General features: G+C 62.0%; 20 protein-coding genes and 3 tRNA genes. 15 read left to right on the top strand and 8 right to left on the bottom strand.

Going from position 1 to position 26458, the window contains the following annotated elements; genetic code table 11:
- From PH551_RS10360 to PH551_RS10350, 3 genes are all read right to left on the bottom strand, one after another.
- Positions 1-296 (bottom strand): GTP-binding protein (locus tag PH551_RS10360; protein WP_285192910.1); only part of this gene is annotated, 296 nt, incomplete at its 3' end.
- Positions 297-636: 340 nt separating this feature from the next.
- A tRNA-Gly gene (locus tag PH551_RS10355) sits at positions 637-710 on the bottom strand.
- Between the two features lie 24 nt (positions 711-734).
- Positions 735-819 (bottom strand) — tRNA-Tyr (locus PH551_RS10350).
- A 203-nt stretch (positions 820-1022) separates the two neighbouring features.
- Between PH551_RS10350 and rlmB the strand changes: the two genes are divergently transcribed.
- The 4 genes from rlmB to PH551_RS10330 all read left to right on the top strand — a co-directional run bounded on the left by rlmB (position 1023) and on the right by PH551_RS10330 (position 3154).
- The gene (gene rlmB / locus PH551_RS10345) at positions 1023-1913 is read left to right on the top strand and encodes a 23S rRNA (guanosine(2251)-2'-O)-methyltransferase RlmB (RefSeq protein ID WP_285192909.1); all 891 of its coding nucleotides are present in this window, start codon (positions 1023-1025) and stop codon (positions 1911-1913) included.
- 64 nt (positions 1914-1977) lie between these two features.
- Entirely contained in the window at positions 1978-2670 is a 693-nt protein-coding gene (locus PH551_RS10340) for an AprI/Inh family metalloprotease inhibitor (RefSeq protein WP_285192908.1), read from the top strand.
- A 125-nt stretch (positions 2671-2795) separates the two neighbouring features.
- A complete protein-coding gene (locus PH551_RS10335; protein ID WP_176536253.1) occupies positions 2796-2954 on the top strand; it encodes a hypothetical protein in 159 nt (52 codons plus the stop codon).
- Positions 2955-3016: 62 nt separating this feature from the next.
- On the top strand, positions 3017-3154 hold the full coding sequence (locus PH551_RS10330; protein WP_198175514.1) for a hypothetical protein: 138 nt from the start codon (positions 3017-3019) through the stop codon (positions 3152-3154).
- 330 nt (positions 3155-3484) lie between these two features.
- Here PH551_RS10330 and PH551_RS10325 read toward each other — a convergent pair.
- A tRNA-Thr gene (locus PH551_RS10325) sits at positions 3485-3560 on the bottom strand.
- Between the two features lie 157 nt (positions 3561-3717).
- On the opposite strand from PH551_RS10325, the gene PH551_RS10320 reads away from it, so the two are divergent.
- The 3 genes from PH551_RS10320 to PH551_RS10310 are packed head-to-tail and all read left to right on the top strand — an operon-like array spanning position 3718 to position 6081.
- The gene (locus PH551_RS10320; protein WP_011424966.1) at positions 3718-4491 is read left to right on the top strand and encodes an NAD kinase; all 774 of its coding nucleotides are present in this window, start codon (positions 3718-3720) and stop codon (positions 4489-4491) included.
- A gap of 4 nt (positions 4492-4495) precedes the next feature.
- On the top strand, positions 4496-4999 hold the full coding sequence (locus tag PH551_RS10315; RefSeq protein ID WP_285192907.1) for a hypothetical protein: 504 nt from the start codon (positions 4496-4498) through the stop codon (positions 4997-4999).
- A gap of 32 nt (positions 5000-5031) precedes the next feature.
- The gene (locus tag PH551_RS10310; RefSeq protein WP_285192906.1) at positions 5032-6081 is read left to right on the top strand and encodes an alpha/beta hydrolase family protein; all 1050 of its coding nucleotides are present in this window, start codon (positions 5032-5034) and stop codon (positions 6079-6081) included.
- Between the two features lie 18 nt (positions 6082-6099).
- Here the strand turns inward: PH551_RS10310 and prfB are convergent.
- From prfB to PH551_RS10295, 3 genes are all read right to left on the bottom strand, one after another.
- Positions 6100-7231 (bottom strand): peptide chain release factor 2 gene (gene prfB / locus PH551_RS10305; protein WP_176536255.1). Its coding sequence is split into 2 segments (ribosomal slippage): positions 6100-7161 and positions 7163-7231, totalling 1131 coding nucleotides; the frame shifts between segments, so codons are not numbered across the junction.
- 102 nt (positions 7232-7333) lie between these two features.
- The gene (locus PH551_RS10300; protein ID WP_285192905.1) at positions 7334-9793 is read right to left on the bottom strand and encodes a penicillin-binding protein 1A; all 2460 of its coding nucleotides are present in this window, start codon (positions 9791-9793) and stop codon (positions 7334-7336) included.
- Between the two features lie 360 nt (positions 9794-10153).
- Positions 10154-11413 carry an N-acetylmuramoyl-L-alanine amidase gene (locus tag PH551_RS10295; RefSeq protein ID WP_285192904.1) on the bottom strand — a complete coding sequence of 420 codons (1260 nt, stop codon included), beginning with the start codon at positions 11411-11413 and terminating at the stop codon, positions 10154-10156.
- 623 nt (positions 11414-12036) lie between these two features.
- Here PH551_RS10295 and PH551_RS10290 point away from each other — a divergent pair.
- Positions 12037-14904, top strand: a complete 2868-nt coding sequence (locus PH551_RS10290) for a ribonuclease E/G (protein ID WP_285192902.1) — start codon at positions 12037-12039, stop codon at positions 14902-14904.
- Positions 14905-14924: 20 nt separating this feature from the next.
- Positions 14925-15266 carry a type II toxin-antitoxin system VapB family antitoxin gene (locus PH551_RS33025; protein WP_483315412.1) on the top strand — a complete coding sequence of 114 codons (342 nt, stop codon included), beginning with the start codon at positions 14925-14927 and terminating at the stop codon, positions 15264-15266.
- Here PH551_RS33025 and PH551_RS10280 read toward each other — a convergent pair.
- Positions 15248-16906 carry an acyl-CoA dehydrogenase family protein gene (locus PH551_RS10280; RefSeq protein WP_285192901.1) on the bottom strand — a complete coding sequence of 553 codons (1659 nt, stop codon included), beginning with the start codon at positions 16904-16906 and terminating at the stop codon, positions 15248-15250. The genes PH551_RS33025 and PH551_RS10280 overlap by 19 nt on opposite strands.
- A gap of 178 nt (positions 16907-17084) precedes the next feature.
- On the opposite strand from PH551_RS10280, the gene PH551_RS10275 reads away from it, so the two are divergent.
- The 6 genes from PH551_RS10275 to rnr all read left to right on the top strand — a co-directional run bounded on the left by PH551_RS10275 (position 17085) and on the right by rnr (position 26441).
- Entirely contained in the window at positions 17085-18041 is a 957-nt protein-coding gene (locus PH551_RS10275) for an aspartate carbamoyltransferase catalytic subunit (protein ID WP_285192899.1), read from the top strand.
- Entirely contained in the window at positions 18038-19327 is a 1290-nt protein-coding gene (locus PH551_RS10270) for a dihydroorotase (RefSeq protein ID WP_285192898.1), read from the top strand. Before PH551_RS10275 ends, PH551_RS10270 begins: the two co-directional genes overlap by 4 nt.
- Positions 19328-19403: 76 nt before the next feature.
- Complete coding sequence (plsY, locus tag PH551_RS10265; RefSeq protein WP_285192897.1) at positions 19404-20021, top strand: glycerol-3-phosphate 1-O-acyltransferase PlsY; 618 nt, start codon at positions 19404-19406, stop codon at positions 20019-20021.
- 2 nt (positions 20022-20023) lie between these two features.
- Positions 20024-21166, top strand: a complete 1143-nt coding sequence (gene dprA / locus PH551_RS10260) for a DNA-processing protein DprA (protein ID WP_285192896.1) — start codon at positions 20024-20026, stop codon at positions 21164-21166.
- 246 nt (positions 21167-21412) lie between these two features.
- Positions 21413-24067, top strand: coding sequence for a type I DNA topoisomerase (gene topA, locus PH551_RS10255; RefSeq protein WP_285192895.1), 2655 nt, complete (start codon positions 21413-21415; stop codon positions 24065-24067).
- A 1-nt stretch (position 24068) separates the two neighbouring features.
- Positions 24069-26441 carry a ribonuclease R gene (rnr, locus tag PH551_RS10250; protein ID WP_285192894.1) on the top strand — a complete coding sequence of 791 codons (2373 nt, stop codon included), beginning with the start codon at positions 24069-24071 and terminating at the stop codon, positions 26439-26441.
- Positions 26442-26458: the final 17 nt, after the last annotated feature.

Raw genomic sequence — 26458 nt, 5'->3', positions numbered from 1 at the left:
AGGATCGCGCCGTCCATCTGCGCCGCACCGGTGATCATGTTCTTCACGTAGTCGGCATGGCCGGGGCAGTCGACGTGCGCGTAGTGGCGGGCCGGCGTCTCATACTCGACGTGCGCCGTCGAGATCGTGATGCCGCGCGCCTTCTCTTCCGGAGCCGCGTCGATCTGGTCGTACGCCTTGAACTCACCGAAGTACTTCGTGATCGCTGCCGTCAGAGACGTCTTGCCGTGGTCAACGTGGCCGATCGTGCCGATGTTGACGTGCGGCTTGTTGCGCTCAAACTTACTCTTTGCCATTTGAATGCTTCCTGTGAACGAAATGGTGGCCCCGGCGAACCGGTTTAGTGCCGCCGTTTAAGGCTTTCGGCGAAATTGCGCAAGACTTAATTGCAGACGCCAATCTTGGCGTGACAGCGCATATGGGAGACAATTCGCCGCCTGCAAGGCGATTCGCCGCGGCCCCTCCAAAAATCGCTGGAATCTCAGAGAAAATCGCACGGATCACCAAGGATGAGCCGCGGCCGCCGGCATTGACATCCCTCGCCTGCGGCAATGGCGGCCGGCGTCTCAGCCACGGCTGGAAACAGCGCGCGTGACGATCGCGACTGCGATCGCGTCAACTGGCTTTAAGGGAGACTGGAGCGGGTAGCGGGAATCGAACCCGCGTATTCAGCTTGGAAGGCTGCTGCTCTACCATTGAGCTATACCCGCGGGATGGTCAGATCCGATGACGAATGGTGGAGAGAGTTGGATTTGAACCAACGTAGGCTGAGCCAACGGATTTACAGTCCGTCCCCTTTAACCACTCGGGCATCTCTCCAGTTTTTCGTCCGGATCTTGAAGACCAAGTTCGTCAGACTTCGAAGCGTTGCCGCCCGTCGTCTGCGCCGCGTATATGACCGGAGCATTTCCGTCTGTCAACACGATGACAATGGAAAAAACACGAAAAATTTCATTCGCCGCCGAAAGCCGGCATTTGAAAGAAAGCCTATGCGGCAGCGAACGCCATGGCTATAAAGCCGCATGAGCAAAGACAACAAATCCGGCGGCAAGGCCGCGACAGAGCCATCCGCCAAGGATACGCACTACGCCAATCTGAGGCGCGCCCACCGTGACGCCAAGCGCGAACGCGGCGAGATCCCGACACCCCAGCCACAGAAGCGCCGGCGTGGAGCTGAGGACTGGAAGCCGCCGGCGCTCGCGCCCGACCAGGTATATCTCTATGGCCTCCATACAGTGCGCGCCGCTCTCGACAATCCGGAGCGCAAGAAGATCAAGCTGTTTACGACACAGAATGCGCTCGTGCGCCTGGAAATCGACGTCGAGACGCTCGGCATTCCCTTCGAAATCGTCTCGCCGCACGAGATCGACAAGGTGCTGGGTCCCGAGGCGATCCATCAGGGCGTCATGCTGGAAACGCGGCCGCTACCGATGCGCCGGCTCGAAGCGCTAAAGGACAGCCCTCTCCTGCTCGTGCTCGATCAGGTCACCGATCCGCACAATGTCGGCGCGATCATGCGCTCGGCCGTCGCCTTCAATGCCGGGGCCGTTATCACCACCCAGAGACATAGCCCGACCGAGTCAGGCGTGCTCGCCAAATCCGCCTCCGGCGCCCTGGAACTGATACCTTATATACAGATCACCAATCTCGCCGATGCACTCGGCGAATTGCACAGGCTCGGCTTCTCCACCATCGGCCTCGATTCGGAAGGGCCGGCGCCGCTCGAAGGCACCTTCTCAGGCGACAAGGTGGCGCTGGTGCTCGGCTCGGAGGGCAAGGGGCTCAGGCAGAAGACGCGCGAAACCGTCAACGCACTTGCCCGCCTCGACATGCCGGGCGCAATCAAATCGCTGAACGTCTCGAATGCAGCGGCGATCGCGCTTTATGCGGCGCGGCTCTATCTGAAGCCATAGGTGGGCCAACAAGCGACCAGCTCAATTCAAGCGACCGCAGTCATCGCGCCAGGGGGGAAGTGTCATGATCCGTTTCGTCGTCCGGCTTTCGGCTGCGGCAGCAGCCCTCCTTGCTTGTGGCCTGGCCCAGGGCCAGGAGATCGATGCCGATATTGTTAAAGCGCAGGCCGGGACCTATCTCTTTGCCCCGCAAGACGGCCGCGCGGGATGCCGGATGACGCTTGAAACCGGTACGGCGATCGGCGGCTATTCGCTCTCTGGCCAGGAGTCTTGCACTACGCCACTGCCGGCGCTCGCCGAGTCCTATGCCTGGAATTTCGACGGCAGTGGCGGCCTCATTCTGATCGATGCAATGCGCAAGGTCATCGCCCGTTTCGTCGAGAACGAGGGTTCAGCGATGAAAACGGAAGACGAAACACCGCTCCTGCTGATCTCGGCACCAGATGGTGTCGATCACTTGCCGACCTTCTGGAGCCTTGCCGGGACATGGGCAATGCAAAGACCGGGCGGCGAAAAGCTCTGCAACGTGACACTCGACGGCACCGTCGATACGGACGGCCACGCACCCCTATCGCTTTCCGGAGACTGCGCCGCCAATGTCGCCGGGCTCAAGCTCACCATATGGGATATCGATGGTTTCGGGCTGACGCTGATGAGCCATGACGGTTCGTCGCTCAGCTTCGACATGCGCGCCGACGGCAATTTCGACAAGTCCAGAGAAGAAGGCGGCAAGCCGCTTTCGCTCGTGCGCCACTGATCCCGGCGCATGGCTCGAGCCGGAGAAATCCACTTTTTGCCTTGGAATGACCTTCTGGAGCATTATGATCGGGCGGCGATCGATCCGTAGCGACCGGTCATAAGCAAGAAGGAGCGATTCCCATCATGGCCATTCGACCGCTGATTTTCGGTATCCTCTTCATCGCGGCCTTTGTGGGAATCATTCTCAGCATCATTTGGGTGGACACGTCGCATCCCGTTCACCAGGCCGATCCCTTGTCGCCGACGGCGCCTGGCCCCGCGACGCCGGGGCCGGTGCAATAGGCCGAGAGGAACGCGGACGGCAATCGCGCGTTAATCCCCGATCGAACGAGGATTGAACGCTTATGCGCATAATGATCGCCATCGTCGCCGTCATGGTCGCCTCGGTGCTCAGCATCGCGATGATGTCACCTTCCGGTGCCGGACAGACCGGTAATGGCGACAGGATCGAGGCCAAAATCAACGAACCCCTCGCGCATTGAACCGGAACGACGGGTAGCTGAGACCGACTGTCTTCAGCTGCAATAGAACCAGGGCATGTCGCGATCATATTGGCACCACTCGAGGGAAATGGCTGCGGTCAGCAAATATCCGCGAACTTCATGGCTGGTTCCTCATTGAGGATGGGGAGACACTGCGCCGTCGCGGCTGAATTGCCGCTGAAACAGTCCTTCGGACGGGGTTCATTAAGGAAAAACGCGCCGGAGCATTATCGAAACCAGTCCGCCTTCGTTCTCAACGAAACTACGACGCGACAGCCTTCGCTTGGCCGCTCTCTTCGGCTCGCCGAGCCGAAGCTCACGAGCGTAGGCTGGTGCCCCCGGCAGGGTTCGAACCCGCGACCCCCTGATTACAAATCAGGTGCTCTACCAACTGAGCTACAAGGGCAATAGCTGCCCAACTAACAGATTCTGCGATCCTGTAAAGGAAAATCCGTGGGAGCGCCGACAAGTCTGCGCGTATTCAAAACGCCTTGTCTTGCAAAACGGCCTTGTCGCAACTGCCATTTATCCTTTAGCTAGAGCAGCTTCACAAAGGGCATTGTATGGGCCGTTCATTCCAGACGCTTTCCTTTATCGCCTCGCCGACGATGGAGGCGCTCGCAGCGCGAGAAGAGCTGATTCGCATCTATGGCGACGTGCCTCAGGACAAGGCTGATGTCATCGTCGCACTGGGTGGCGATGGCTTCATGCTGCAGACGCTGCACAGCACCATGAATTCGGGCAAGCTGGTCTACGGCATGAATCGCGGCTCGGTCGGCTTTCTGATGAATGATTACAGCACGGAACGGCTTCAGGAGCGTATCTGCGTCGCCGTCGAAAACGCCTTCCGCCCGTTGAAGATGACGACGGCCAATGCCGACGGCACGAATTCCACAGCGCTCGCCATCAACGAGGTTTATCTTTTCCGTCAGTCTTATCAGGCCGCCAATCTGAGGGTGGTGGTCGACGGGCGCGTGCGTCTGGAGGAGCTGATCTGCGACGGGCTAATGGTGGCCACCCCAGCGGGATCGACGGCCTATAATCTTTCCGCCCATGGCCCCATCCTGCCGCTCGAGGCGCCACTGCTCGCCATGACGCCGGTCAGCGCTTTCAGGCCGCGGCGCTGGAGGGGCGCCCTGCTTCCGAACAAGGTGACCGTCGATATCGACGTGCTCGAACCGGTGAAGCGGCCGGTGAATGCGGTGGCAGACAATACGGAGGTCAAATCGGTGCTGCATGTCCGCATCGCCCAGTCGGAGCATATGACGGCGCGTATCCTCTCCGATCCGGACCGCTCCTGGTCCGACCGCATTCTCGCCGAGCAGTTCAAGGATTGAAATGATGGCAATGCGCCTGACATTGATGGCCACGGTTTTCCTCGCTGGATGCTCGGCCGCGATCGCCGCTCCCGCGCAGGACGTCATCCTGCCGGCTTCTGTGATTTTCGCGACCAGCACCGGCTACTGGGAGGATGACGGCAACGCACCTGATGTCGAGCGGGCGCCCACCGCTGCCGAAAGCGTGTCCGCCCCTCAGCAAAAGCGCCACGGCTATTACAAGCTCTTTGCCGTGCGTCAGCCGGACAGGACATCGAAAGTCTATCTTCAGCAGATTGCCCAGACCGAGACCGGTCCGGCGATTGCCTCGACCATCGAGCTGCAGGAGATCAGCGACCTGAAGCCATACGTGACCGATATACGCCCCGAAAACTCGAGCGGCATCATCAAGCAACCCGGCCTCTTCGCTACGATCTATCTGAAGACCGATCCCGCAGCCGAGCCGGACGGCTGGACCGTGCTGATTGACGAACTCGGCGACATCACCATCGAGAAAGCGACCAATTGAGCAGCGAGACGCTGTTCGCACAGGCGAGGAAGATGAAACTCGGCTTTCGCGAGGGCATCCTCTATGACGACCGGAGACTGGACTGGGACGCAGCCGGTCCAAGGCCAGTCCGCTGGTCGCTATGGTATCCGGCTGCCGATAACGCGCAGGAATGCGAGATCCAGGAGAGAAGCTGGTTTCGGAAGGCGGCGGTCGCTCGCGACGCACCGATTCGGCCCTCAGACAGGCCTTATCCCCTCGTCCTGCTGTCACATGGCACTGGTGGATCTGCGGCCGGACTGGAATGGCTGGCGCGACGCCTGGTCGATCGCGGATTTGCAGCGCTCGGCGTCGATCATCACGGCAATACGGGCAGTGAGCCCTATCGCGCCGAAGGTTTTGCCTGTCTCTGGGAACGGGCGCCAGATCTGAGCTTGATGCTCGACCGCTGTCGCGACTGGCTTGGCCATTTTGCCGGTCGGATCGATGCGGACCGTGCATTCGCGGTCGGATTTTCGGCCGGAGCCTATAGCGTCATGCTGCTTCTCGGCGCCGTCACCCAGTTCTCGCAGTTCGAACGGTCACGGCTGAAGCCGGGTGGTCCACGCGGCCCGAGGGAATTTCCCGACCTCGCCGATCATATTCCCTCACTGCTTCGCACCAGCGATGTTTTTCGCGAATCATGGTTCCGCATGTCGCGATCCTATCGGGACGACAGGATCACAGCGGCGGTCCTCTGCGCGCCGGGTCGCTCCGTTTTCAGCTTCGGCGCGGATAGCCTGAAAGCTGTCGTGGCGCCCTCTCTTATCCTTGTCGGCGATGCCGACAAGGCGGCACCGGCTGAGGAATGTTCTTGCTGGCTGCATGAGCGCCTGACACGCAGCGCGCTAAAAATCTTCGGCGGCGGCCTCGGGCATTATGTCTTTGTGCCGGAGGGCACGGGGCTCGGCATGGCCTTTGCCGCCGAGCTCTTCACCGATCCGCCGGGCATCGAGCGGGGGGCCGTTCATGACGAGATTGCCGCTCTTTCCGCAGCGCTGTTTCATGACGGCGATGGCGGCGCGATAGGCAGAACAAAGAAAGCCCCGTTTCCGGGGCTTTGATTTCCATGATGCTGATTGTCAGTCGACATCCTCGACGACCGCATCGGCGGCGCCGCTGATGCGGTGGGCAAGGGCCGCTTCCATGAATTCGTTCAGATCGCCGTCGAGCACGTCATCCGGAGCGGTGCTGGCGACGCCTGTGCGCAGGTCCTTGACCAGCTGGTAGGGTTGCAGCACGTAGGAGCGGATCTGATGACCCCAGCCGATATCCGTCTTGGAAGCGGCTTCGGCGTTGGCAGCCTCTTCGCGCTTCTTCAACTCTGCTTCGTACATCCGGGCACGCAGCATTTCCCAGGCCTTGGCACGGTTCTTGTGCTGCGAACGTTCCTGCTGGCAGGCCACCACAATCCCGGTCGGGATATGGGTGATGCGCACGGCCGAGTCCGTCGTGTTGACGTGCTGGCCGCCGGCGCCTGACGAACGATAGGTATCGATGCGGCAATCGCTTTCGTTGATGTCGATGTTGATCGAGTCGTCGACGACCGGATAGACCCAGATCGACGAGAAGGACGTATGGCGCCGCGCATTGCTGTCGTAGGGGGAAATGCGCACCAGACGATGTACGCCCGATTCTGTCTTCAGCCAGCCATAGGCATTGTGGCCCTTGACGAGCAGGGTGGCGGACTTGATGCCCGCCTCTTCGCCGTCATGGACTTCGAGAAGCTCGACCTTGAAGCGCTGGCGTTCCGCCCAGCGGGTATACATGCGCAACAGCATGTTGGCCCAGTCCTGGCTTTCGGTGCCGCCGGCGCCGGAATGGACTTCGAGATAGGTGTCGTTGCTGTCGGCCTCCCCGGAGAGCATCGCCTCCACCTGACGGCGCGCGGCCTCGGCCTTCAGTGCCTTCAAGGCATCCTCGGCCTCTTTGACGATGCCTTCGTCGCCCTCTTCCTCGCCGAGTTCGACCAGCTCGACATTGTCTTTCAGCTGCTGTTCCAGCTGCCGGACGCCGTTAATGCCGTCATCGAGCTGCTGACGCTCGCGCATCAGCTTCTGGGCCTCCTGCGCATCGTTCCAGAGGTTCGGATCCTCTGCCTTGTTGTTCAACCAGTCCAGTCGTCTTATTGCCTGGTCCCAGTCAAAGATGCCTCCTCAGCAGGGTGATAGCCTGCTTGGTTTCATCGACCACGTTTTCGATTTCCGCTCGCATTTTCCTGCTTCTCTGTAACGGTCTTCTTCAAGTGCTGGTGACATAGAGACGCCCGCCGCGGATGTAAAGAGCCGGGGCGGGTTTCCAAAATTGGGTGAAGACTCAGAAGAGTCCTGGCGTGCCGGTCTGAACGGCCTGGTTGGCTTGCGGCGAGGTCTTCAGGATCTCCTCCGGCGCCATGGTGCTGTCCATGCCGATGACGGAGAAGCTGTCGGCAGGTCCGGTGCCGGGTTTGAAGGCCTCGACGATCGTGTTCGGATCGCCGTCGGCGGCGGCCATGCCGGTCTTGCGGTCGATCGGGATCAGGTTCATGCCCTGTGGAATGACGAACTTCGATTCCGGCATGTCCTTGACGGCGGCCTGCATGAATTCGTTGAAAATCGGGGCGGATAGACCGCCGCCGGTGCCGCCGCGGCCGAGCGGGGCCGGCGTATCGAAGCCCATATAGAGGCCGGCGACGAGATCCGGCGTGAAACCGACGAACCAGGCATCCTTTTCGTCATTGGTGGTGCCGGTCTTTCCGGCGACGTCGCGACCGCCGAGATCAATCTTGCCGGCGGCGGTGCCGCGCTGGATGACGCCCTGCATCATCGAGGTGATCTGGTAGGCGGTCATCGGGTCAAGGACCGTTTCGCGGTTGTCGACGACATTCGGCTCTTCCTGGTTCTGCCAGTCGCCGGCATTGCAGCCCTCGCAGAGGCGCTCCTCATGCTTGAAGATCGTCTTGCCATAACGGTCCTGGATACGGTCGATCAGGGTCGGCTTGATCTGCTTGCCGCCATTGGCAATGACCGAATAGGCCGAGACCATGCGCAGCACTGTCGTGTCGCCGGCGCCGAGCGACATCGAGAGAACCGGCAGCATGTGATCGTAGATACCGAAGCGTTCGGCATATTCGGCAACGATATTCATGCCGAGATCGTTGGCGAGTCGCACCGTCATCAGGTTGCGCGAATGCTCGATGCCTGAGCGCAGCGTCGACGGGCCGCCGACTTCGCCGCCGTAGTTTTCGGGCTTCCAAACCTGGCCGCCCGAGACGATCTCAATCGGCGCGTCCATGATGACGGAGGCCGGCGTATAACCGTTATCCATCGCCGCGGCGTAGACGAAAGGCTTGAACGAGGAGCCCGGCTGGCGCATCGCCTGAGTGGCGCGGTTGAATTCGGACTGGCCATAGGAGAAGCCGCCGACCATGGCGAGCACGCGGCCGGTCTTCGGATCCATGGCGACAAGCCCGCCCTGTACCTTCGGCGGCTGGCGCAGACGATAGGAGGTCGACCCGTCGTCACCGAGCTTCTCGACATAGACGACATCGCCCGGGCTCAAGACACCGGCCGGCGATTTCGCCGTCTTGCGGGAGCCATCCGCCGAACGGTAGGCCCATTGCATGTTCTTGGCGTCGATGGTGCCGCGCTGACGGTCCGCCGCAACCTTGCCGCTCCCGTCCTTGGCCGGCTGCAGGCCGATATCGACATTGTTGTCGGACACGGCGAGGACGACGGCGAGCCGCCATTCCGGAACGTCGGTTAGCGCGGGGATATCGGCAAGCGCCTTGCCCCAATCGCCGCTGGAGTCGATCTGCTTAATGGCCCCATGGAATCCACGGCGCTCGTCATAGGTCACAAGGCCATCCTGCAGCGCCTTGCGGGCGGCGAGCTGCATTTGGGGATCGAGCGAAGTGCGCACGGAAAGGCCGCCCTCGTAAAGAACCTTCTCGCCATATTGATCGATCAGCTGGCGGCGCACGGCTTCGGCGAAGTAATCGGACGCGAAGAGCGAGGGACCGTTGCTGCGGGCGGTGACGCCGAGCGGCTGCTTCTTGGCTTCCGCGCCGTCGCTCTGGCTGACATAGCCGTTCTCGACCATGCGATCGATAACCCAGTTGCGACGCTCGAGCGCCGCCTCAGGATGGCGGAACGGATGATAATTGGCCGGGCCCTTCGGAAGCGATGCCAAATAGGCGGCCTCGGCGACAGTCAGCTCCGTAACCGACTTATTGAAATAGGTCAGCGCCGCGCCGGCGATGCCATAGGAATTCATCCCGAAGAAAATCTCGTTCAGGTAGAGTTCGAGAATCTTGTCTTTGCTGTAGGCCTGCTCGATACGAAAGGAGAGGATTGCTTCCTTTATCTTGCGGTCGATCGTCTGGTCCGAGCTCAAGAGGAAGTTCTTAGCCACCTGCTGTGTGATTGTGGAAGCACCGACGGGACGGCGGCCCGAACCGAAATTCTGCAGGTTGACGAGGATTGCGCGGCCGAGACCGGTGAGGTCGACGCCCGGATGGTTGTAGAAATTCTTGTCCTCCGCCGACAGGAAAGCGGCCTTCACGCGGTCGGGAATGGCCTGGATCGGCAGGAAAAGACGCTTTTCTTTGGCATATTCGGCCATGAGAGCGCCGTTGCCGGCATGGACGCGGGTCGTCACCGGCGGCGCGTAGCTGTTCAGAACGGCATAGTCCGGAAGATCCCTGGCGACATTGGCGAGATAGATAGCAATACCCGCCGCAGCGACCAGAAACAGGACGCAGGCCATTCCGAAGAAATATCCAAGAAGTCTAAGCATATTTTCAGCTACCGGTCTCTTCGATCCGCAATCGGCGCAGACGCAACGATTGCACAGATCTGGACAATTTGCACGTTGCGCGCGGCTTACTCCATGAGCGCTACCGCCACAAGCCGATTCCGCGCCTCAAGCTAGGAAACATAAGCCGGAGTAACGGCGCGAATGTGAGCAAAATAGGGCTCTGCCCGCCGCAATCACCGCCGCGGCAGCGTTTCATCGGGACTGTCACATCCAAGCAACGCCCTTGCCCGCCGACAAGCCGAAGCACGGCGTTCAGAACGTGATTAATCTGATGGCGTCCAAGTCTCTGTTTTCATGGATTTCGCTTGAGCGAACTATCAGAATCTTCGGGCGACGCTCTTATCCGCCATTCGCCACAACGCCGGTACGGTATCGCTTCACCGCCTCGGTCAGGAGATCGGCGATCCTGGTGCGCCAGGTTTCGTCGAGCAGCAGTTTTTCGTCTTCGGCATTCGACAGGAATCCGAGCTCGAGCAGGATCGACGGCACGTCGGGGGCCTGCAGCACGCGGAAGCCGGCGTGGCGGTGCGGATTGTTGATGGTGCCGACCTGGTCCTTGAAGGAATTCAGCACGCTCTCGGCCAGCGAGATCGAAAAGGCCTGCGTCTCGCGCCGCGTCAGATCGAGCAGGATGTCGGCGACCTCGGGCGGCTCGGCGACTACCTCCTTGCCGGCGATCTGGTCGGAAAGGTTTTCGCGCTCGGCAAGATCGGCTGCGAGCTTATCGGAGGCCTTGTCCGAAATCGTATAGACCGTTGCGCCGCGGATATCCTTCTGTTTCAGCGTATCGGCATGCAGTGAAATGAACAGGCCGGCATGGTTCTGGCGGGCGATCAGCACGCGCTGGGAAAGCGACAGGAACTCGTCGTCGCTGCGCGTCAGGAACGCCTTGATGCCCGGCTCCTTGTTCAGCCGGTCGGCCAGAGCCCTGGCGAAAGCAAGCGTCACCTGCTTTTCCTCGGTCTTCGTATCGACGCCGATTGCGCCGGTGTCGATGCCGCCATGGCCGGCGTCGACGGCAATGACGAAATCGCCGGGGGCGGCTTTCTCCGGCGTCGGAATGGCGCTCGTCGTCTGAGCCGCCTCGGTCCGATCATCCCACGATTGTGTCTTCACCAGTTCGGCAAAGGCCTCCTTATCGATCATTTCAGCGTCGAGCACCAGGCGATGAACCCTACCCGCCTCGTCGGCCTGCACCTTAGCGAGCGAGAGCTTCACCGGCCTTGCCGCTGTCAGCACGATGCGGGCGCTCTCCTCATCCATCTTGCCGTAGCGGATATCCTTGAAGAGGCCGCGAGCGGCCAAATCCGTCCCCGGGAAACCGAAGGCGGTGGCCGGCAGATCGACGACGATCCGCTCCGGATTGGCGATATAATGGACGGAGAAACGCGGTTCGCGGTCGAAATCGATGACGATGCGCGTCCTGGCGTCATCGCCGATGATGCGCGCCCCATAAGCGAGCAGCGGATCCTTCGTCTCGGCCGAACCCGCGAGGCCGGGCAGGAGGCAACCTGCAATGAGCACCGCCGTCTGAACCCGCCTTGCGAATGTCGATCGCCGCGTTGCGGACTGCGCCGCGATCCGAGCCCTCTTAAACAATAAACCGTCACACCCTATTTGTAACCGCGATGGACCTGATATGGCCGGATCGACGCTCGATAGCGAGACGCCTTGCGACCTGCCGAATCGCGGTCACCTGCCCCCAGTTTCTATGCGATTCGAAATCCATCAATATTATGGCACATTTGGCTTTTCCCTTGCTATTGTGACAGAGAAAACATACAACGCATTTTAGGGTAGAAGTGTTGACGGGATAGAGTCGCCGCAAGGGCTGCCAGCCAGATCTGGACCTGGCGCCACATCGGTCATCGTCCGCCGTCTCATGCGCTTCAACCCGGGAACTGGATCCTGATTTTCCGGCTTCTGTCGGAACTTCATTGGTGGATCAGCCACCACGCTCTCAGGGAGCAACCCTCATCGGACCCGAACCGGGTCTTCGTATTTGTCGATCACGCTTGGTTGTTGATGGTTTCGCAGCAGGTTTTATCTGAAGTGTACAGGCCCCGGACCGAAACGGTTCCGGCTGCGGTCTGGCTGCTGCTCTTCCCTTCGCGTCAAGCGCGACTTTCAATATCCGGCGCGGCCACGGTGGACCGCATTCTTTCTGTTTCAACAGCAGTCGGGAATGCGCTCTCGCGGCCACGCCGAGGAGCACAGCTTACATGGCAGACAAAATGCTTATCGATGCGTCTCACGAGGAAGAGACGCGCGTCGTTGTCGTTCGCGGGAACCGCATAGAAGAATTTGACTTCGAGTCGCAGCACAAGAAGCAGATCCGCGGCAATATCTATCTTGCAAAGGTAACGAGGGTCGAGCCCTCGCTGCAGGCCGCCTTCGTCGATTACGGCGGCAACCGGCACGGCTTCCTGGCCTTCGCCGAAATCCATCCCGATTATTATCAGATACCGCTCGCCGACCGTCAGGCACTGCTTCGAGCCGAAGCCGAGGAGCATCGCCGCGACGAAGACGTCGAACACGTCGAAACCGCACCGGTCGTCGATCTTTCGACCCAGGACCAGCCGGATGTCGGCATCGTGCCGGCAGAGGCACCGGCTGCCGTAACGGAAGAGGCCGCGGCGGAAAAGGTTGCCGTAACGGCAGAGGTGGCAGCATCGCCTGAAGCCGCCGAGGAAGCGCCAGCCAAGAAGGCAAGGCCGCGCCGGAGCCGCAAGAAGGTTGCTGAAACGACCGCGACCGAGGATGCCGTTCCGACTGACGTCGAAGCCGAAGGCGCTGCAAGCGTCGACAACGACGATGACGCCCCTGCCGGCGGCACGATGGCCGCGATGGTGGAAACCGACACGATCTCCGAGGACATCGACACCAGCAAGCGTCGCCACGATGACGACGATGACGACGATGATCACGGTGAAGAGGAAGTCATCGAATCCGTCGGCGCCGAAGACGCGATGGAAGAAGTTCCGGACCGCGTGCAGCGCAAGCCGCGCAAGCAGTACCGCATCCAGGAAGTGATCAAGCGCCGCCAGATCCTGCTGGTGCAGGTCGCCAAGGAAGAGCGCGGCAACAAGGGTGCCGCTCTCACCACCTATCTCTCGCTTGCAGGCCGCTATTCGGTTCTGATGCCGAACACGGCGCGCGGCGGCGGCATTTCCCGCAAGATCACCAATCCGCAGGACCGCAAGCGCCTGAAGGAAATCGCCCGCATGCTCGAAGTGCCGCAAGGCATGGGCGTCATCCTTCGCACCGCCGGTGCGAACCGCACTAAGGTCGAGGTCAAGCGCGATTTCGAATATCTGATGCGCCTGTGGGAAAATGTCCGCACGCTGACGCTGGCGTCCACCGCTCCCTGCCTCGTCTATGAAGAGGGCTCGCTGATCAAGCGCTCGATCCGCGACCTCTACAACAAGGATATCGGCGAAATCATCGTTGCCGGCGAGGAAGGCTATCGTGAAGCGAAAGACTTCATGAAAATGCTGATGCCGAGCCATGCCAAGGTGGTTCAGCCCTACCGCGATATCCACCCGATCTTCTCGCGCTCCGGCATCGAGGCCCAGCTCGACCGCATGCTGCAGCCGCAGGTGACGCTGCGTTCCGGCGGCTACCTGATCATGAACCAGACGGAAGCGCTGGTTTCGATCGACGTCAACTCCGGACGCTCGACGCGCGAACACTCGATCGAGGACACCGCGCTGCAGACGAACCTCGAAGCCGCTGAAGAAATCGCCCGCCAGCTTCGCCTGCGCGACCTCGCCGGCCTGATTGTCATCGACTTCATCGACATGGAAGAGAAGCGCAACAACCGCGCCGTCGAGAAGAAGCTGAAGGAATGCCTGAAGAACGACCGCGCCCGCATCCAGGTCGGCCGGATCTCGCATTTCGGCCTGCTCGAAATGTCACGCCAGCGCATCCGCGCTTCGGTTCTCGAATCGACGACCCAGGTCTGCTCGCATTGCGGCGGCACCGGCCACGTCCGTTCGCAGTCCTCCGTCGCCCTGCATGTGCTGCGCGGCATCGAGGAATATCTGCTGAAGAATACGACGCACAACATCACCGTGCGCACCACGCCCGACATCGCGCTCTACCTGCTCAACCACAAGCGCCAGACGATCGTCGATTACGAAGCGCGCTTTGGCGTAGCGATCATCATCGATGCCGACGGTTCGGTCGGCGCACAGCACTTTGCGATCGACCGCGGCGAGCCTGTCGAAAACCCAGTCAAGATCGAAAGCCTCTTCAACTTCGCAGCCATCCCCGAGGATGAGGACGATGACATCGTCATCGAGGCTGATGAGGACGAAGACGAAGAACTCGAGGAAAAGGCTGCCGCGACCGAACGTCCCGCTGCGGCGCGTTCGGAAGGCGAAGGTGAAGGCAACCGCAAGCGCAAGCGTCGCCGCCGCCGTCGTGGCCGCAACGGCAATGCCGAGCAGCCGGCAGCCGCTGCAGGCGAAGCTGGCGACGAAGAGGAAGATGGCGACGATGAGGGCACTGAGGGCGACGAAACCGCCGCCGCTGCACCCGAGAGCCGCGCCGAAAACGAGGAATCGCAGCGCCGCAAGCGCCGTCGCCGCGGCAAGCGCGGCGGTCGCCGCAATCGGGAGGACGGCTCCGAGCTGACGGCCAATGAAGCCGGCGAAGGCAGCGGCAGCGAGGATGAAGACGACGGCATTTCGGATGACGTCGCTCCAGGTGAAGCCGCAATTGTCGAGACGGTTCCCGAACAGGCCGGCGAGAGCCAAGCTGTAACGGCTGCCGTCGAGGATATGGCCGTCATCGCCGAAGAGGTAAAGCCTGCCCGTGGCCGCGGCCGCCGCAAGCCCGCCGCAGCGCCGATCGAAGAACCAGTAGCGGAAGCAACACCCGCCGTTGAAGCCGAACCGGAGGTGGTCGAAGCCTCCGCCGATCTCGCAACGCCCGCCCAGGAAGAAGCAAAGCCGGTTCGCGCCAACCGCGAATCCAATATTTCTTCCTCAGAGCCGACGGTGAAATCCGCCCGTACCGAAAATGGCGAAAGCGACGAAGGCAAGCCGAAGAAAGCCGGCTGGTGGCAGCGCCGTGGCTTCTTCTGAACGCTGATTTTCGGACGTAAATGATGAGATCCGGCTGCGGCGACGCGGCCGGATTTTCGTTTATGGCGGCGGCATCAGCATCGATTTTCAGCAAGGCAGCGCGAGTACGTGTATTATTGAGATCACACACATGGGATGCGACCGTGCGAACGACTCTGGATATCGATAGGGGCTTGCTTGAAGCGGCATTGGCCGCCACGGGATTGGCGACGAAAAAGGCCACGATCGAACAAGCCTTGCGAAGCCTCGTCGACAGGCACCGTCAGAAGAATGCGATCGCATATCTCGCAGGGATCGGCTGGGAAGGCGACCTCGACCAGATACGTCAATCCCCCGCTGACAATCAGGCGGCCGGGGGATAGAGCAGATCGACGATATAGCTGGCGTCGAAGCGGGAGTCGAGCATGCCGTAGGTGGAGCGCCAGCCTCCAGCCAGGCGCGTCTCTATGAAGGCATCGGCAATGCGCCCTGCCCCGAGCCGGTAGAGCTCGGCGGCGCCGGCGGCAAGAGCCAGCTGCTCGACGAGCAGGCGTGCCGCGCCCTCGTCCTGTTCGCAGAGGGCGATTGCGGCGCGTAGCACGTCGATCGTTTTCTTGCCGGCGGGGCCGAGATCGCGCGCGAGGCCCGCAAAAACCGTTTCGAACAGATCCTTGCCACGGTTGAGCACGCGCAGCACATCCAGCGCCATGACGTTGCCGGAGCCCTCCCAGATGGCATTGACGGGAGCCTCCCGGTAATGACGGGCGATCGGCCGCTCCTCGATGTAACCGTTGCCGCCGATGCATTCCATCGCCTCGTAGATCAGCGCGGGCGCGATCTTGCAGCACCAGTATTTGGCGACGGGAGTCATGACGCGGGCATAGGCCGCTTCTTCGGCATTGCCGCGGGCCTTGTCGAAAGCATCGGCAAGACGGAAGGACAGCGCGGTGGCGGCCGCGACATCGAGCGCCATGTCGGCCAGCACGCGAGTCATGATCGGCTGATTGACGAGCATCCTGCCGAAGACGCTGCGGCCGCGCGTGTGATGCACGGCCTCGGCCAGCGAGGCGCGCATGATGCCGGAGGAGGCCAGTGCGCAATCAAGCCGCGTCAGCGTCACCATGTCGAGGATGGTGCGGATGCCGGCATCCGGGCCGCCGAGCAGGAAACCGAAGGTATCGGTGAACTCCACCTCTGAAGATGCGTTGGACCGGTTACCGACCTTATCCTTCAGTCGCTGGAACTGCAGTCCGTTCGCTGACCCGTCCTCCAGCAAGCGAGGCACGAGGAAGCAGCCCATGCCCTCCTTCGTCTGCGCCAGCATGATGAAGGCATCGCTCATCGGAGCCGACATGAACCATTTGTGGCCGGAAAGCCGGTAGATGCCTTCACTGACCTTTTCGGCAGCGCTGCGGTTGGCCCTGACATCGGTGCCGCCCTGCTTTTCGGTCATGCCCATGCCGATCGTCACCGCAGACTTCTGCATAGCGGGCCGGTTGGACGAATCATATTTGCGCGACAGGATCTTCGGCGCCCAGTCCTTCTGCACCGCAGGGGACGCCGACAGCGCGGCCACCGAAGCGCTCGTCATCGTCAGCGGGCAGAGATGGCCAGATTCCAGCTGTGCCGTCAGGTAAAATCTCGCGGCGCGGACCTTGTGGCCTGCGTCCTTCGCCTCGATATCGGCCTGCGGATCCCAGACGGAGGAATGCAGGCCGACCGACATGGAGCGACGCATCAGCGCGTGCCAGGCGGGATGGAATTCAACGACATCGAGACGTTCGCCGCGCGGACCATGGGTGCGCAGCTGTGGCGCCCCCTGGTTTGCCATGCGCGCCAGCTCCTGTGCCTCCGGCGAGGTGACGTAGCGGCCGATATTTTCCAGGTCTTCACGGATGCCGCGCGGCAGGGTCGCCGTCAGATCGACAATCAGAGGATCGGATCGATAGGCATTGATGCCGGACCACAGGCTCGGCTGGTTGAGTTCTGCGAGTTTGTCGTCAGTCCGGTTTGCGGAGGTCATTGTTCGCTTCTAGTGCAAGAACCCGGCAAGGAAAACCGGAAGTTATGATTCGCTTCATTCTGCTCTATCGGAATTCGGGCGAAAATGCATGGGGACATAAGCCTTTGCCCACAGCGCGTGCTTGCCCCGGCGGGCGGCACTCATTATAGACCCGCAAGAGACAGCAAGAGGCAGGGTCATGGTCTTTTTCCCCCACCGCCACCTCATTGGCATCAAGGGCCTCACCGAGCAGGATATCACCTATCTTCTCGACAAGGCGGACGAAGCCGTCAAGATCAGCCGCCAGCGAGAAAAGAAGACGTCGACGCTGCGCGGACTGACACAGATCAACCTCTTCTTCGAGGCATCGACCCGCACACAGGCCTCCTTCGAGCTTGCCGGCAAGCGGCTTGGCGCCGACGTGATGAACATGTCGGTCGGCAATTCCTCGGTGAAGAAAGGCGAAACGCTGATCGATACGGCGATGACGCTGAATGCGATGCGTCCGGACGTGCTGGTGATCCGCCATTCAAGCGCCGGTGCGGCCGCGCTTCTAGCCCAGAAAGTCTCCTGCTCGGTCGTCAATGCCGGCGACGGGCAGCACGAACATCCGACCCAGGCGCTGCTCGACGCGCTGACGATCCGCCGCGCCAAGCGCAAGCTTTCGCGGATCACCGTAGCGATCTGCGGCGACGTGCTGCACTCGCGCGTGGCGCGCTCCAATATCCTGCTGCTGAACGCGATGGGCGCACGCGTGCGCGTCGTCGCGCCCGCCACGCTGCTGCCCGCCGGCATCGCCGAGATGGGTGTCGAGGTGTTTCACTCGATGAAGGAAGGATTGAAGGACGCCGACGTCGTGATGATGCTGCGACTGCAGCGCGAACGCATGTCCGGCGCCTTCGTGCCGTCGGTGCGAGAGTATTATCACTTCTACGGACTCGACGCAGAAACGCTGAAAGCAGCGAAGGACGATGCGCTGGTCATGCACCCCGGGCCGATGAACCGCGGCGTCGAGATCGCCTCCGAGGTGGCCGATGGTCCGCAGAGCGTCATCGCCGAACAAGTGGAAATGGGGGTCGCCGTGCGCATGGCCGTCATGGAGACGCTGCTCGTCTCACAGAACCAAGGTCCCCGAACCGACGGAATGATGGCATGAGCAACTCGATCGTCCTCAAGAATGTCCGCATCGTCGATCCCTCGCGCGATCTCGACGAGATTGGAACGATCATCGCTAAAAATGGCGTGATTCTTGCCGCCGGCAGCGGGGCGCAGAACCAGGGCGCGCCGGAAGGCGCCGTCGTGCGCGACTGCACCGGCCTCGTGGCGACCCCCGGCCTCGTCGATGCACGCGTCCATATCGGCGAGCCCGGCGGCGAGCACCGCGAGACGATCGCCTCGGCGAGCCGGGCGGCGGCAGCCGGCGGCATCACCTCGATCATCATGATGCCGGACACCGATCCCGTCATTGACGACATCGCGCTGGTGGAATTCGTCAGGAAGACGGCGCGGGACACGGCCAGCGTCAACGTCTATCCGGCAGCCGCCCTCACCAAGGGTCTTGCCGGCGAGGAGATGACGGAGATCGGCCTGTTGATGCAGGCGGGCGCCGTCGCCTTTACCGATGCCCATTCCAGCGTCCACAACACGCAGGTGCTGCGCCGGATCATGACCTATGCGCGCGAATTCGGCGCCGTCATTTCCTGCGAGACCCGCGACAAAGATCTCGGCGCCAATGGCGTCATGCATGAGGGACTTTTCGCCAGCTGGCTGGGGCTCTCCGGCATTCCGAAGGAAGCCGAGCTGATCCCGCTCGAACGCGATCTGAGGGTGGCGGAGCTGACGCGCGGCCGTTATCACGCCGCGATGATCTCCGTGCCGGAATCGGTCGAGGCCATCGAACGCGCCCGTAGCCGCGGCGGCAAGGTGACCTCGGGCATCTCGATCAACAATCTGGCGCTCAACGAAAACGACATCGGCGAATACCGCACCTTCTTCAAGCTCTATCCGCCGTTGCGCCCGGAGGACGACCGGGTCGCCATGGCCGAGGCCCTTGCACGCGGCGCGATCGATATCATCGTCTCCTCGCACGACCCGCAGGACGTCGACACCAAGCGCCTGCCGTTCGCAGAGGCGGCCGATGGCGCAGTCGGATTGGAAACGATGCTGGCAGCGGCCCTCAGGCTTCACCATGGCGGCCAGGTCGGCCTGATGCGGCTGATCGACGCCATGTCCACCCGCCCGGCACAAATTTTCGGCCTTGAGGCCGGCACGCTGAAGCCGGGTGCTGCGGCCGATATCACGCTGATCGATCTCGATGAGCCTTGGCTTGTCGCTAAAGACATGCTTCTCTCCCGCTCGAAGAATACGCCTTTCGAGGATGCACGCTTCAGCGGGCGAGCGGTTGGGACTTACGTCTCGGGAAAGCTTGTCCACGCAGTTTAGAATCGACACCATCGCCGTTCATCCCCAGAGGGAAAAGGCCGGACTTGAGGATAGCCACGGAGGGCTGAGGGGGCACATGTTATCCAATCTCATGTCATGGCAGATCACGCTGCCGATCGCACTTGCGGCTGCCGTCATCGGTTATCTCCTCGGCTCAATCCCCTTCGGCCTGATTCTCACCCGCGCTGCCGGCCTCGGCGATGTGCGCAGCATCGGCTCCGGCAATATCGGCGCGACCAATGTGCTCAGAACCGGAAATCGCAAACTCGCCGCGGCAACCCTGCTGCTCGACGCCTTGAAGGCATCGGCGGCAGCCTGGATCGTCGGCTATTTCCTCGGTGAGGAGGCCGCGATCATCGCCGGCTTCTTCGCTTTCATCGGCCATCTCTTCCCCGTCTGGATCGGCTTCAAGGGCGGCAAGGGTGTCGCCACCTATATCGGCACGCTGCTCGGCGTCGCGCCGATCATGGTGGTGCTCTTCGCCGCCATCTGGCTGGCGGTCGCCGTCACCACCCGCTATTCCTCGCTGTCGGCCCTTGTCGCCATGCTTGTCATTCCGGTTGCCCTGTTGATATTGGGCAATGAAAAGGTCGCGGTCGTCATGGCGGCGATGACGCTCATCTCCTACTGGAAGCACAAGGCGAATATTTCGCGCCTGATGGGCGGAACGGAAAGCAAGATCGGGGCGAAGTGATAATGGATGCGCGGTGCGCGGGATCCACAGGCACGGTGCTCAGCGAAAGGCAGAGGATTGCCTGGCTGCGCCTGATTCGTTCCGACAATGTCGGCCCTGCAACTTTTCGCGATCTCATCAATCATTTCGGTTCGGCCGAGGCGGCACTCGCGGCGCTGCCAGAGCTTTCGGCGCGCGGCGGCGCGACACGGGGCATCCGCATTGCCAGCGAAGCCGAGGCGCACCGGGAACTGGAGGCGGCGCATCGTTTCGGCGCCCGCTTTGTCGGCATCGGCGAGCCGGACTATCCGCAGGCGCTGAAACAGATCGACGGTGCACCGCCGCTCCTTGCCGTCAAGGGCGCGCTTGCCGCCGCCAAACGACCGGCCGTCGGCATCGTCGGTTCCCGCAACGCCTCGGCCGCAGGCGCCAAATTCGCGGCGATGGTGGCGCGCGACTGTGGCCGGGCGGGTTATACCGTGGTCTCCGGTCTGGCGCGCGGCATTGACACGGCAGCGTATCGGGCAAGCCTCGGCACGGGCACGATCGCCGCCCTTGCCGGCGGCCTGGACAAGCCCTACCCGCCGGAGAATATCCGTCTGATCGAAGAGATAACCGCCGGCAACGGCCTGGCGGTGAGCGAAATGCCTTTCGGCTGGGAGCCCCGCGCCCGCGATTTCCCGCGCCGGAACCGGCTGATTGCCGGCATTGCGCTCGGCGTGGTGATCGTCGAAGCGGCGATGCGCTCGGGCTCGCTGATTACGGCACGCCTCGCCGGCGAGTTCGGCCGCCTGGTGTTTGCCGTGCCGGGCTCGCCGCTCGATCCGCGCTGTCACGGCACCAACGGCCTGCTCAAGGACGGCGCCTCGATCGTTACAGAACCTGCCGATGTCATCGAGGCCTTGGCGCCGCTTGCGCCACTCGACCTCTTCCCTTTGTCGACGGTGGAGGAGCCCGCACACGAGAGCAGGGCAATAACGATGCCGCCCGGCGATTCGGACCGGATGCGTGTCATCGGCGCGCTCGGACCGACGCCTGTCGAGATCGACGAGGTCATCCGCCACACCGGCCTATCGGCATCCGCGGTTTATCTCATTCTCCTCGAACTCGACATATCAGGCAGGCTGCACCGGCATCAGGGCGGTTTCGTCTCGCTTTCCGATTGACGCTTGCGCGGTACGAGGGGGCGGCTTGCGAACGCAGGGACCGCGTGTCGAAAAAGATAGCTCTACGCCCAGAAGTTAAATTCCGTTGCGAATCCTGTTCCGATTGCACCAGATGCAAGAGGTAAAATTGTAGCAAACCCCTTGACCGCAGCGATTTCCCTGTCCATGTCGGAGGGCCAGTATCCAAGTTGCGCTGCGTGTTGCGCTGGCTTCCACGCCGGCGTGGCTGTTTTTTAGAGAATCATCATGAATGTTGTAGTGGTGGAATCGCCTGCCAAGGCCAAGACGATCAACAAGTATCTGGGTTCGGGATACAAAGTGCTCGCCTCCTTCGGCCATGTGCGCGATCTGCCTGCCAAGGACGGCTCCGTTCTTCCCGATCAGGATTTCGAAATGCTCTGGGAGGTCGACGGCGCTTCGGCCAAGCGGATGAAGGACATCGCTGATGCGGTGAAGTCCTCCGACGGGCTCTTTCTCGCGACCGACCCTGACCGCGAAGGCGAAGCGATTTCATGGCACGTCCTTGACATGCTGAACAAGAAGCGGGTGCTGAACGGCAAGTCCGTCAAGCGCGTCGTCTTCAATGCAATCACCAAGAAGGCCGTCCTCGATGCGATGGCCGATCCGCGTGATATCGACGTGCCGCTGGTCGACGCTTATCTGGCGCGCCGCGCGCTCGACTATCTCGTCGGTTTCAATCTTTCGCCGGTTCTGTGGCGCAAGCTGCCGGGCGCGCGTTCGGCCGGCCGCGTCCAGTCGGTCGCGCTTCGTCTGGTCTGCGATCGCGAATCCGAAATCGAGCGCTTCATTTCGGAAGAGTACTGGAATATCTCGGCGCTGCTGAAGACGCCGCGCGGCGACGAATTTGAGGCAAGGCTGGTTTCGGCGCATGGCAAGCGGCTGCAGCCGCGGGCGATCGGCAACGGCGAGGATGCGGGCCGGCTGAAGGCATTGCTCGAAGGCGCCAGCTATATCGTCGATACGGTCGAGGCAAAACCGGTCAAGCGCAATCCGGGACCGCCGTTCACCACCTCGACGCTGCAGCAGGCCGCCTCCTCCAATCTTGGCTTCTCCGCCTCACGCACCATGCAGATCGCCCAGAAGCTCTATGAGGGTGTGGATATCGGCGGCGAGACGGTCGGTCTCATCACCTATATGCGAACCGACGGCGTACAGATGGCCCCGGAAGCGATCGGTGCTGCGCGCAGCGCCATCCTCGACCAGTTCGGCGAGCGTTACCTGCCTGAGAAGGCGCGCCTCTATTCCACCAAAGCGAAGAACGCCCAGGAGGCGCACGAGGCGATCCGTCCGACCGATTTCTACCGCTCTCCAGACCGCGTGCGCAAATTCCTCGATGCCGACCAGATCCGGCTCTACGAGCTGATCTGGAAGCGCGGCATCGCCAGCCAGATGGCCTCGGCCGAGATCGAGCGCACCACGGCCGAAATCACCGCCGACAATAAGGGCGAGAAGGCCGGCCTGCGCGCCGTCGGTTCGGTCATCCGCTTCGACGGCTTCATCGCCGCCTATACCGACCAGAAGGAGGACGGCGAGCAGAGCGATGACGGCGACGAGGATGGCCGTCTGCCGGAGATCAATGCGCGCGAGACGCTCGCCAAGCAGAAGATTAATTCGACCCAGCATTTCACCGAGCCGCCGCCGCGCTATTCGGAAGCCTCGCTGATCAAGAAGATGGAAGAGCTCGGCATCGGCCGTCCCTCGACCTATGCCGCCACACTGGCGACACTGCGCGACCGCGACTATGTGACAATCGACAAACGTAAACTCATCCCGCAGGCCAAGGGCCGGCTGGTGACAGCTTTCCTCGAAAGCTTCTTTACCAAATATGTCGAATATGATTTCACCGCCGACCTCGAGGAGAAGCTCGACCGGATTTCCGCCGGCGAATTGAACTGGAAGCAGGTGCTGCGCGATTTCTGGAAGGACTTCTTCGCGCAGATCGAAGACACGAAGGAACTGCGCGTCACCAACGTGCTCGATTCGCTGAACGAGGCGCTGGCGCCGCTCGTCTTCCCGAAACGCGAAGATGGCGGCGACCCGAGAATCTGTCAGGTCTGCGGCACCGGCAACCTTTCGCTGAAGCTTGGCAGATACGGCGCCTTTGTTGGCTGCTCGAACTATCCGGAATGCAACTACACCCGCCAGCTCTCCTCCGAAAATGGCGGAGAAGCGGAGGGTGTCTCGCTCAACGAACCGAAGAGCCTCGGCACCGACCCGACGACAGGCGAGGAACTGACGCTCCGTTCCGGCCGCTTCGGTCCCTATATCCAACGCGGCGATGGCAAGGAGGCCAAACGCGCCTCGTTGCCGAAGGGCTGGAAGCCTGAGGATATCGACTATGAAAAGGCGATGGCGCTGATCTCGCTGCCGCGCGATATCGGCAAACACCCAGAAACGGGCAAGATGATCTCCTCGGGCATAGGCCGCTACGGGCCGTTCCTCCTGCATGACGGTTCCTATGCCAATCTGGAAACCGTTGAGGATGTCTTCTCCGTCGGCCTCAACCGCGCCGTGACACTGATTGCCGAAAAAGCCAACAAGGCGCCGGGCCGGGGCGCGCGCGGTACGCCGGCGGCGCTGAAGACCCTCGGCGATCATCCCGAGGGCGGCGCCATCACTGTTCGCGACGGCAAATATGGCCCCTATGTCAACTGGGGCAAGGTCAACGCCACGCTGCCGAAGGGCAAGGATCCGCAAGCGATCACCATTGAGGAGGCGCTTGCGCTGATCACGGAAAAGGCCGGCAAGGCTCCCGCGGGCAAGGCGGCCAGGGGGAAAGCCAAGCCGAAGGCGGCCGCCGCCGAAGCCAAGACAACCAAGACGGCCGCCAAGCCGAAGGCAGCGAAGGCCAAGGCGCCCGCGAAATCGAAAAAGAGCTGACGTGAGCAGGACACCGCGCGACAGAACGAACCTCGCGGGCAAGCGCCCGGGCAAGATCGGCCGCGCCGGCAGGGATGCTTCCGCTGTCGAACCGCTGAACATCGTCCATGGCACGCTGCCCTCGCGCGAAGTGATCCTGCGTTTCATCGCCGATCATCCGCAGAAGGCTTCCAAGCGTGAACTCGCCAAGGCGTTCGGGCTGAAAGGCGACGGCCGCGTCGAGCTCAAGCACATGCTGCAGGAACTCGAGCAGGAAGGCATGCTCCAAAAGAGCCGCAAGTCGCTCATTCGTCCCGGCGCTCTTCCGCCCGTCACCGTTCTCGACATCACGACGCGCGACAAGGACGGCGACTTGATCGGCCGGCCGGCGGAATGGCCGGAGGAGCAGGGTGTGGCGCCTGCCGTCGCCATCCGCCAGCAATCGCCCGCAGGCCGCCAGGGTAAGGGCAAGGCACCCGTCGCCGGCCTCGGCGACCGAATCCTGGCGAAGATCTTCCCGGCCGTCGATCGCGGCGGACCGGCTTATACGGCGCGTATCATCAAGGTGATCGACAGGCGCCGCGGTGCGGCGATGGGCGTTTTCCGCAGCGCGCCGGGCGGTGGCGGCCGCCTGTTGCCGATCGAACGGCGCGGCGAAGAGATGGTGATCGATCCCGACTTCACCGGCGGCGCCAAGGACGGCGACCTGGTCGAGATCGAAGTCGCGCGCCTCGGACGCTTCGGCCTGCCGCGAGCTAAGGTCCTTTCCGTCGTCGGCTCGGTCGGCTCGGAAAAGGCGATCTCGATGATCGCGATCCATGCGCACGGCATCCCGCATGTCTTCCCGCCGGCCGTGATCGCGGAGGCAGAAGCCGCAAAACCAGCGACGATGGCGCATCGTGAAGACTGGCGTAAGATGCCGCTGATCACCATCGATCCGGCCGACGCAAAGGACCATGACGACGCAGTTTATGCCGAAGTCGATCCCTCGCCCGACAATCCTGGCGGCGTCATCGTCACCGTCGCGATTGCCGACGTCTCCTGGTATGTCCGCCCCAATTCGCCGCTCGACCGCGAAGCGCTGAAGCGCGGCAACTCGGTCTATTTCCCCGATCGCGTCGTGCCGATGCTGCCGGAGCGCATCTCCAATGATCTCTGCTCGCTGAAGGAAGGCGTCGACCGGCCGGCGCTCGCCGTGCGCATGAGCTTCTCGGGCGAAGGCCGCAAGATCGGCCATACCTTTCATCGCATCATGATGAAGAGTGCCGCTAAGCTCTCCTATCAGCAGGCGCAGGCGGCGATCGACGGAAGTCCGGACGACAAGACCGGACCGATGCTCGAGGCGATCCTGAAACCGCTCTGGCATGCCTATGGGGTGATGAAGCGCGGACGCGACCGGCGCCAGCCGCTGGAACTCGACATGCCGGAGCGCAAGATTCTGCTGAAATCAGACGGCACCGTCGACCGGGTCTTCGTGCCGCCGCGGCTCGATGCGCACAAGCTGATCGAAGAGATGATGATCCAGGCGAATGTCTGCGCCGCCGAAACGCTCGAGAAGAAGCGCCAGCCGTTGGTCTACCGCATCCATGATGGTCCAACGCTTGCCAAGCAGGAAGTTTTGCGCGAGTTCCTGGCGACACTCGGCATCTCGCTCGCCAAGGGCGGCAATGTGCGCGCCAACAGCTTCAACGGTATTCTGGCGAAAGCGGAAGGTACAGCGCATCAGACCATGGTCAATGAGATGGTGCTGCGCTCGCAGAGCCAGGCGATCTACAGTCCCGAGAATATCGGACATTTCGGCCTCAACCTGATGAAATACGCCCACTTCACCTCGCCGATCCGCCGCTACGCCGATCTCATCGTGCATCGCGCGCTCGTCGGTTCGCTCGGTTTCGGCGAAGGCGGCATCACTCCCGACGAAGAAGCCTCGCTCGACGATATCGCCGCCGAAATCTCGACCTTCGAGCGCCGGGCGATGGCGGCCGAGCGCGAGACCATCGACCGGCTGATCGCCCATCATTTGAGCACCCGCGTCGGCGAGGAGTTTGCCGGCCGCGTCTCCGGAGTTACGAAGTCCGGCCTCTTTATCACCTTGCCAGACTATGGCGCCGACGGTTTCGTCCCTATATCTACGCTCGGCACCGATTATTTCATCTATGACGAGGCGCATCAGGCACTGTCGGGTGAAAAGACGGGCCTCGGCTATCGTCTTGGCGACAGCGTCACCGTGAAGCTTGCGGAAGCAATCCCGCTTGCCGGGGCCTTGCGCTTCGAGATGCTGAGCGAAGGACGCGAGATGCCGACGGCAGTGCGATCCCTTCATAAGGCTGGCCGCCGCGACAGCGGCCAGGTCCGCAAGAAACCGGGAACGCGTCCCCCGCGCGGACGCCGCTAAGCCGCTGTGCCGAAAGC

This window comes from Rhizobium atlanticum (assembly GCF_030182485.1).
Taxonomy (GTDB): Bacteria; Pseudomonadota; Alphaproteobacteria; order Rhizobiales; family Rhizobiaceae; genus Rhizobium.
The sequence above is the reverse complement of the archived record's forward strand: the minus strand, read 5'-3'. Positions and strand labels throughout refer to the sequence as shown.

Excerpts from the sequence above, each read along its gene's own strand:
- PH551_RS10275 (WP_285192899.1), top strand. The coding sequence starts at position 17,085 with ATGGTCTTTTTCCCCCACCGCCACCTCATTGGCATCAAGGGCCTCACC.
- PH551_RS10340 (WP_285192908.1), top strand. The coding sequence starts at position 1,978 with ATGATCCGTTTCGTCGTCCGGCTTTCGGCTGCGGCAGCAGCCCTCCTT.
- PH551_RS10310 (WP_285192906.1), top strand. The coding sequence starts at position 5,032 with ATGAAACTCGGCTTTCGCGAGGGCATCCTCTATGACGACCGGAGACTG.
- PH551_RS10320 (WP_011424966.1), top strand. The coding sequence starts at position 3,718 with ATGGGCCGTTCATTCCAGACGCTTTCCTTTATCGCCTCGCCGACGATG.
- PH551_RS10330 (WP_198175514.1), top strand. The coding sequence starts at position 3,017 with ATGCGCATAATGATCGCCATCGTCGCCGTCATGGTCGCCTCGGTGCTC.
- PH551_RS10270 (WP_285192898.1), top strand. The coding sequence starts at position 18,038 with ATGAGCAACTCGATCGTCCTCAAGAATGTCCGCATCGTCGATCCCTCG.
- PH551_RS10290 (WP_285192902.1), top strand. The coding sequence starts at position 12,037 with ATGGCAGACAAAATGCTTATCGATGCGTCTCACGAGGAAGAGACGCGC.
- PH551_RS10280 (WP_285192901.1), bottom strand. The coding sequence starts at position 16,906 with ATGACCTCCGCAAACCGGACTGACGACAAACTCGCAGAACTCAACCAG.
- plsY (WP_285192897.1), top strand. The coding sequence starts at position 19,404 with ATGTTATCCAATCTCATGTCATGGCAGATCACGCTGCCGATCGCACTT.
- rlmB (WP_285192909.1), top strand. The coding sequence starts at position 1,023 with ATGAGCAAAGACAACAAATCCGGCGGCAAGGCCGCGACAGAGCCATCC.
- dprA (WP_285192896.1), top strand. The coding sequence starts at position 20,024 with ATGGATGCGCGGTGCGCGGGATCCACAGGCACGGTGCTCAGCGAAAGG.
- PH551_RS10300 (WP_285192905.1), bottom strand. The coding sequence starts at position 9,793 with ATGCTTAGACTTCTTGGATATTTCTTCGGAATGGCCTGCGTCCTGTTT.
- PH551_RS10315 (WP_285192907.1), top strand. The coding sequence starts at position 4,496 with ATGGCAATGCGCCTGACATTGATGGCCACGGTTTTCCTCGCTGGATGC.
- topA (WP_285192895.1), top strand. The coding sequence starts at position 21,413 with ATGAATGTTGTAGTGGTGGAATCGCCTGCCAAGGCCAAGACGATCAAC.
- PH551_RS10335 (WP_176536253.1), top strand. The coding sequence starts at position 2,796 with ATGGCCATTCGACCGCTGATTTTCGGTATCCTCTTCATCGCGGCCTTT.
- PH551_RS33025 (WP_483315412.1), top strand. The coding sequence starts at position 14,925 with ATGATGAGATCCGGCTGCGGCGACGCGGCCGGATTTTCGTTTATGGCG.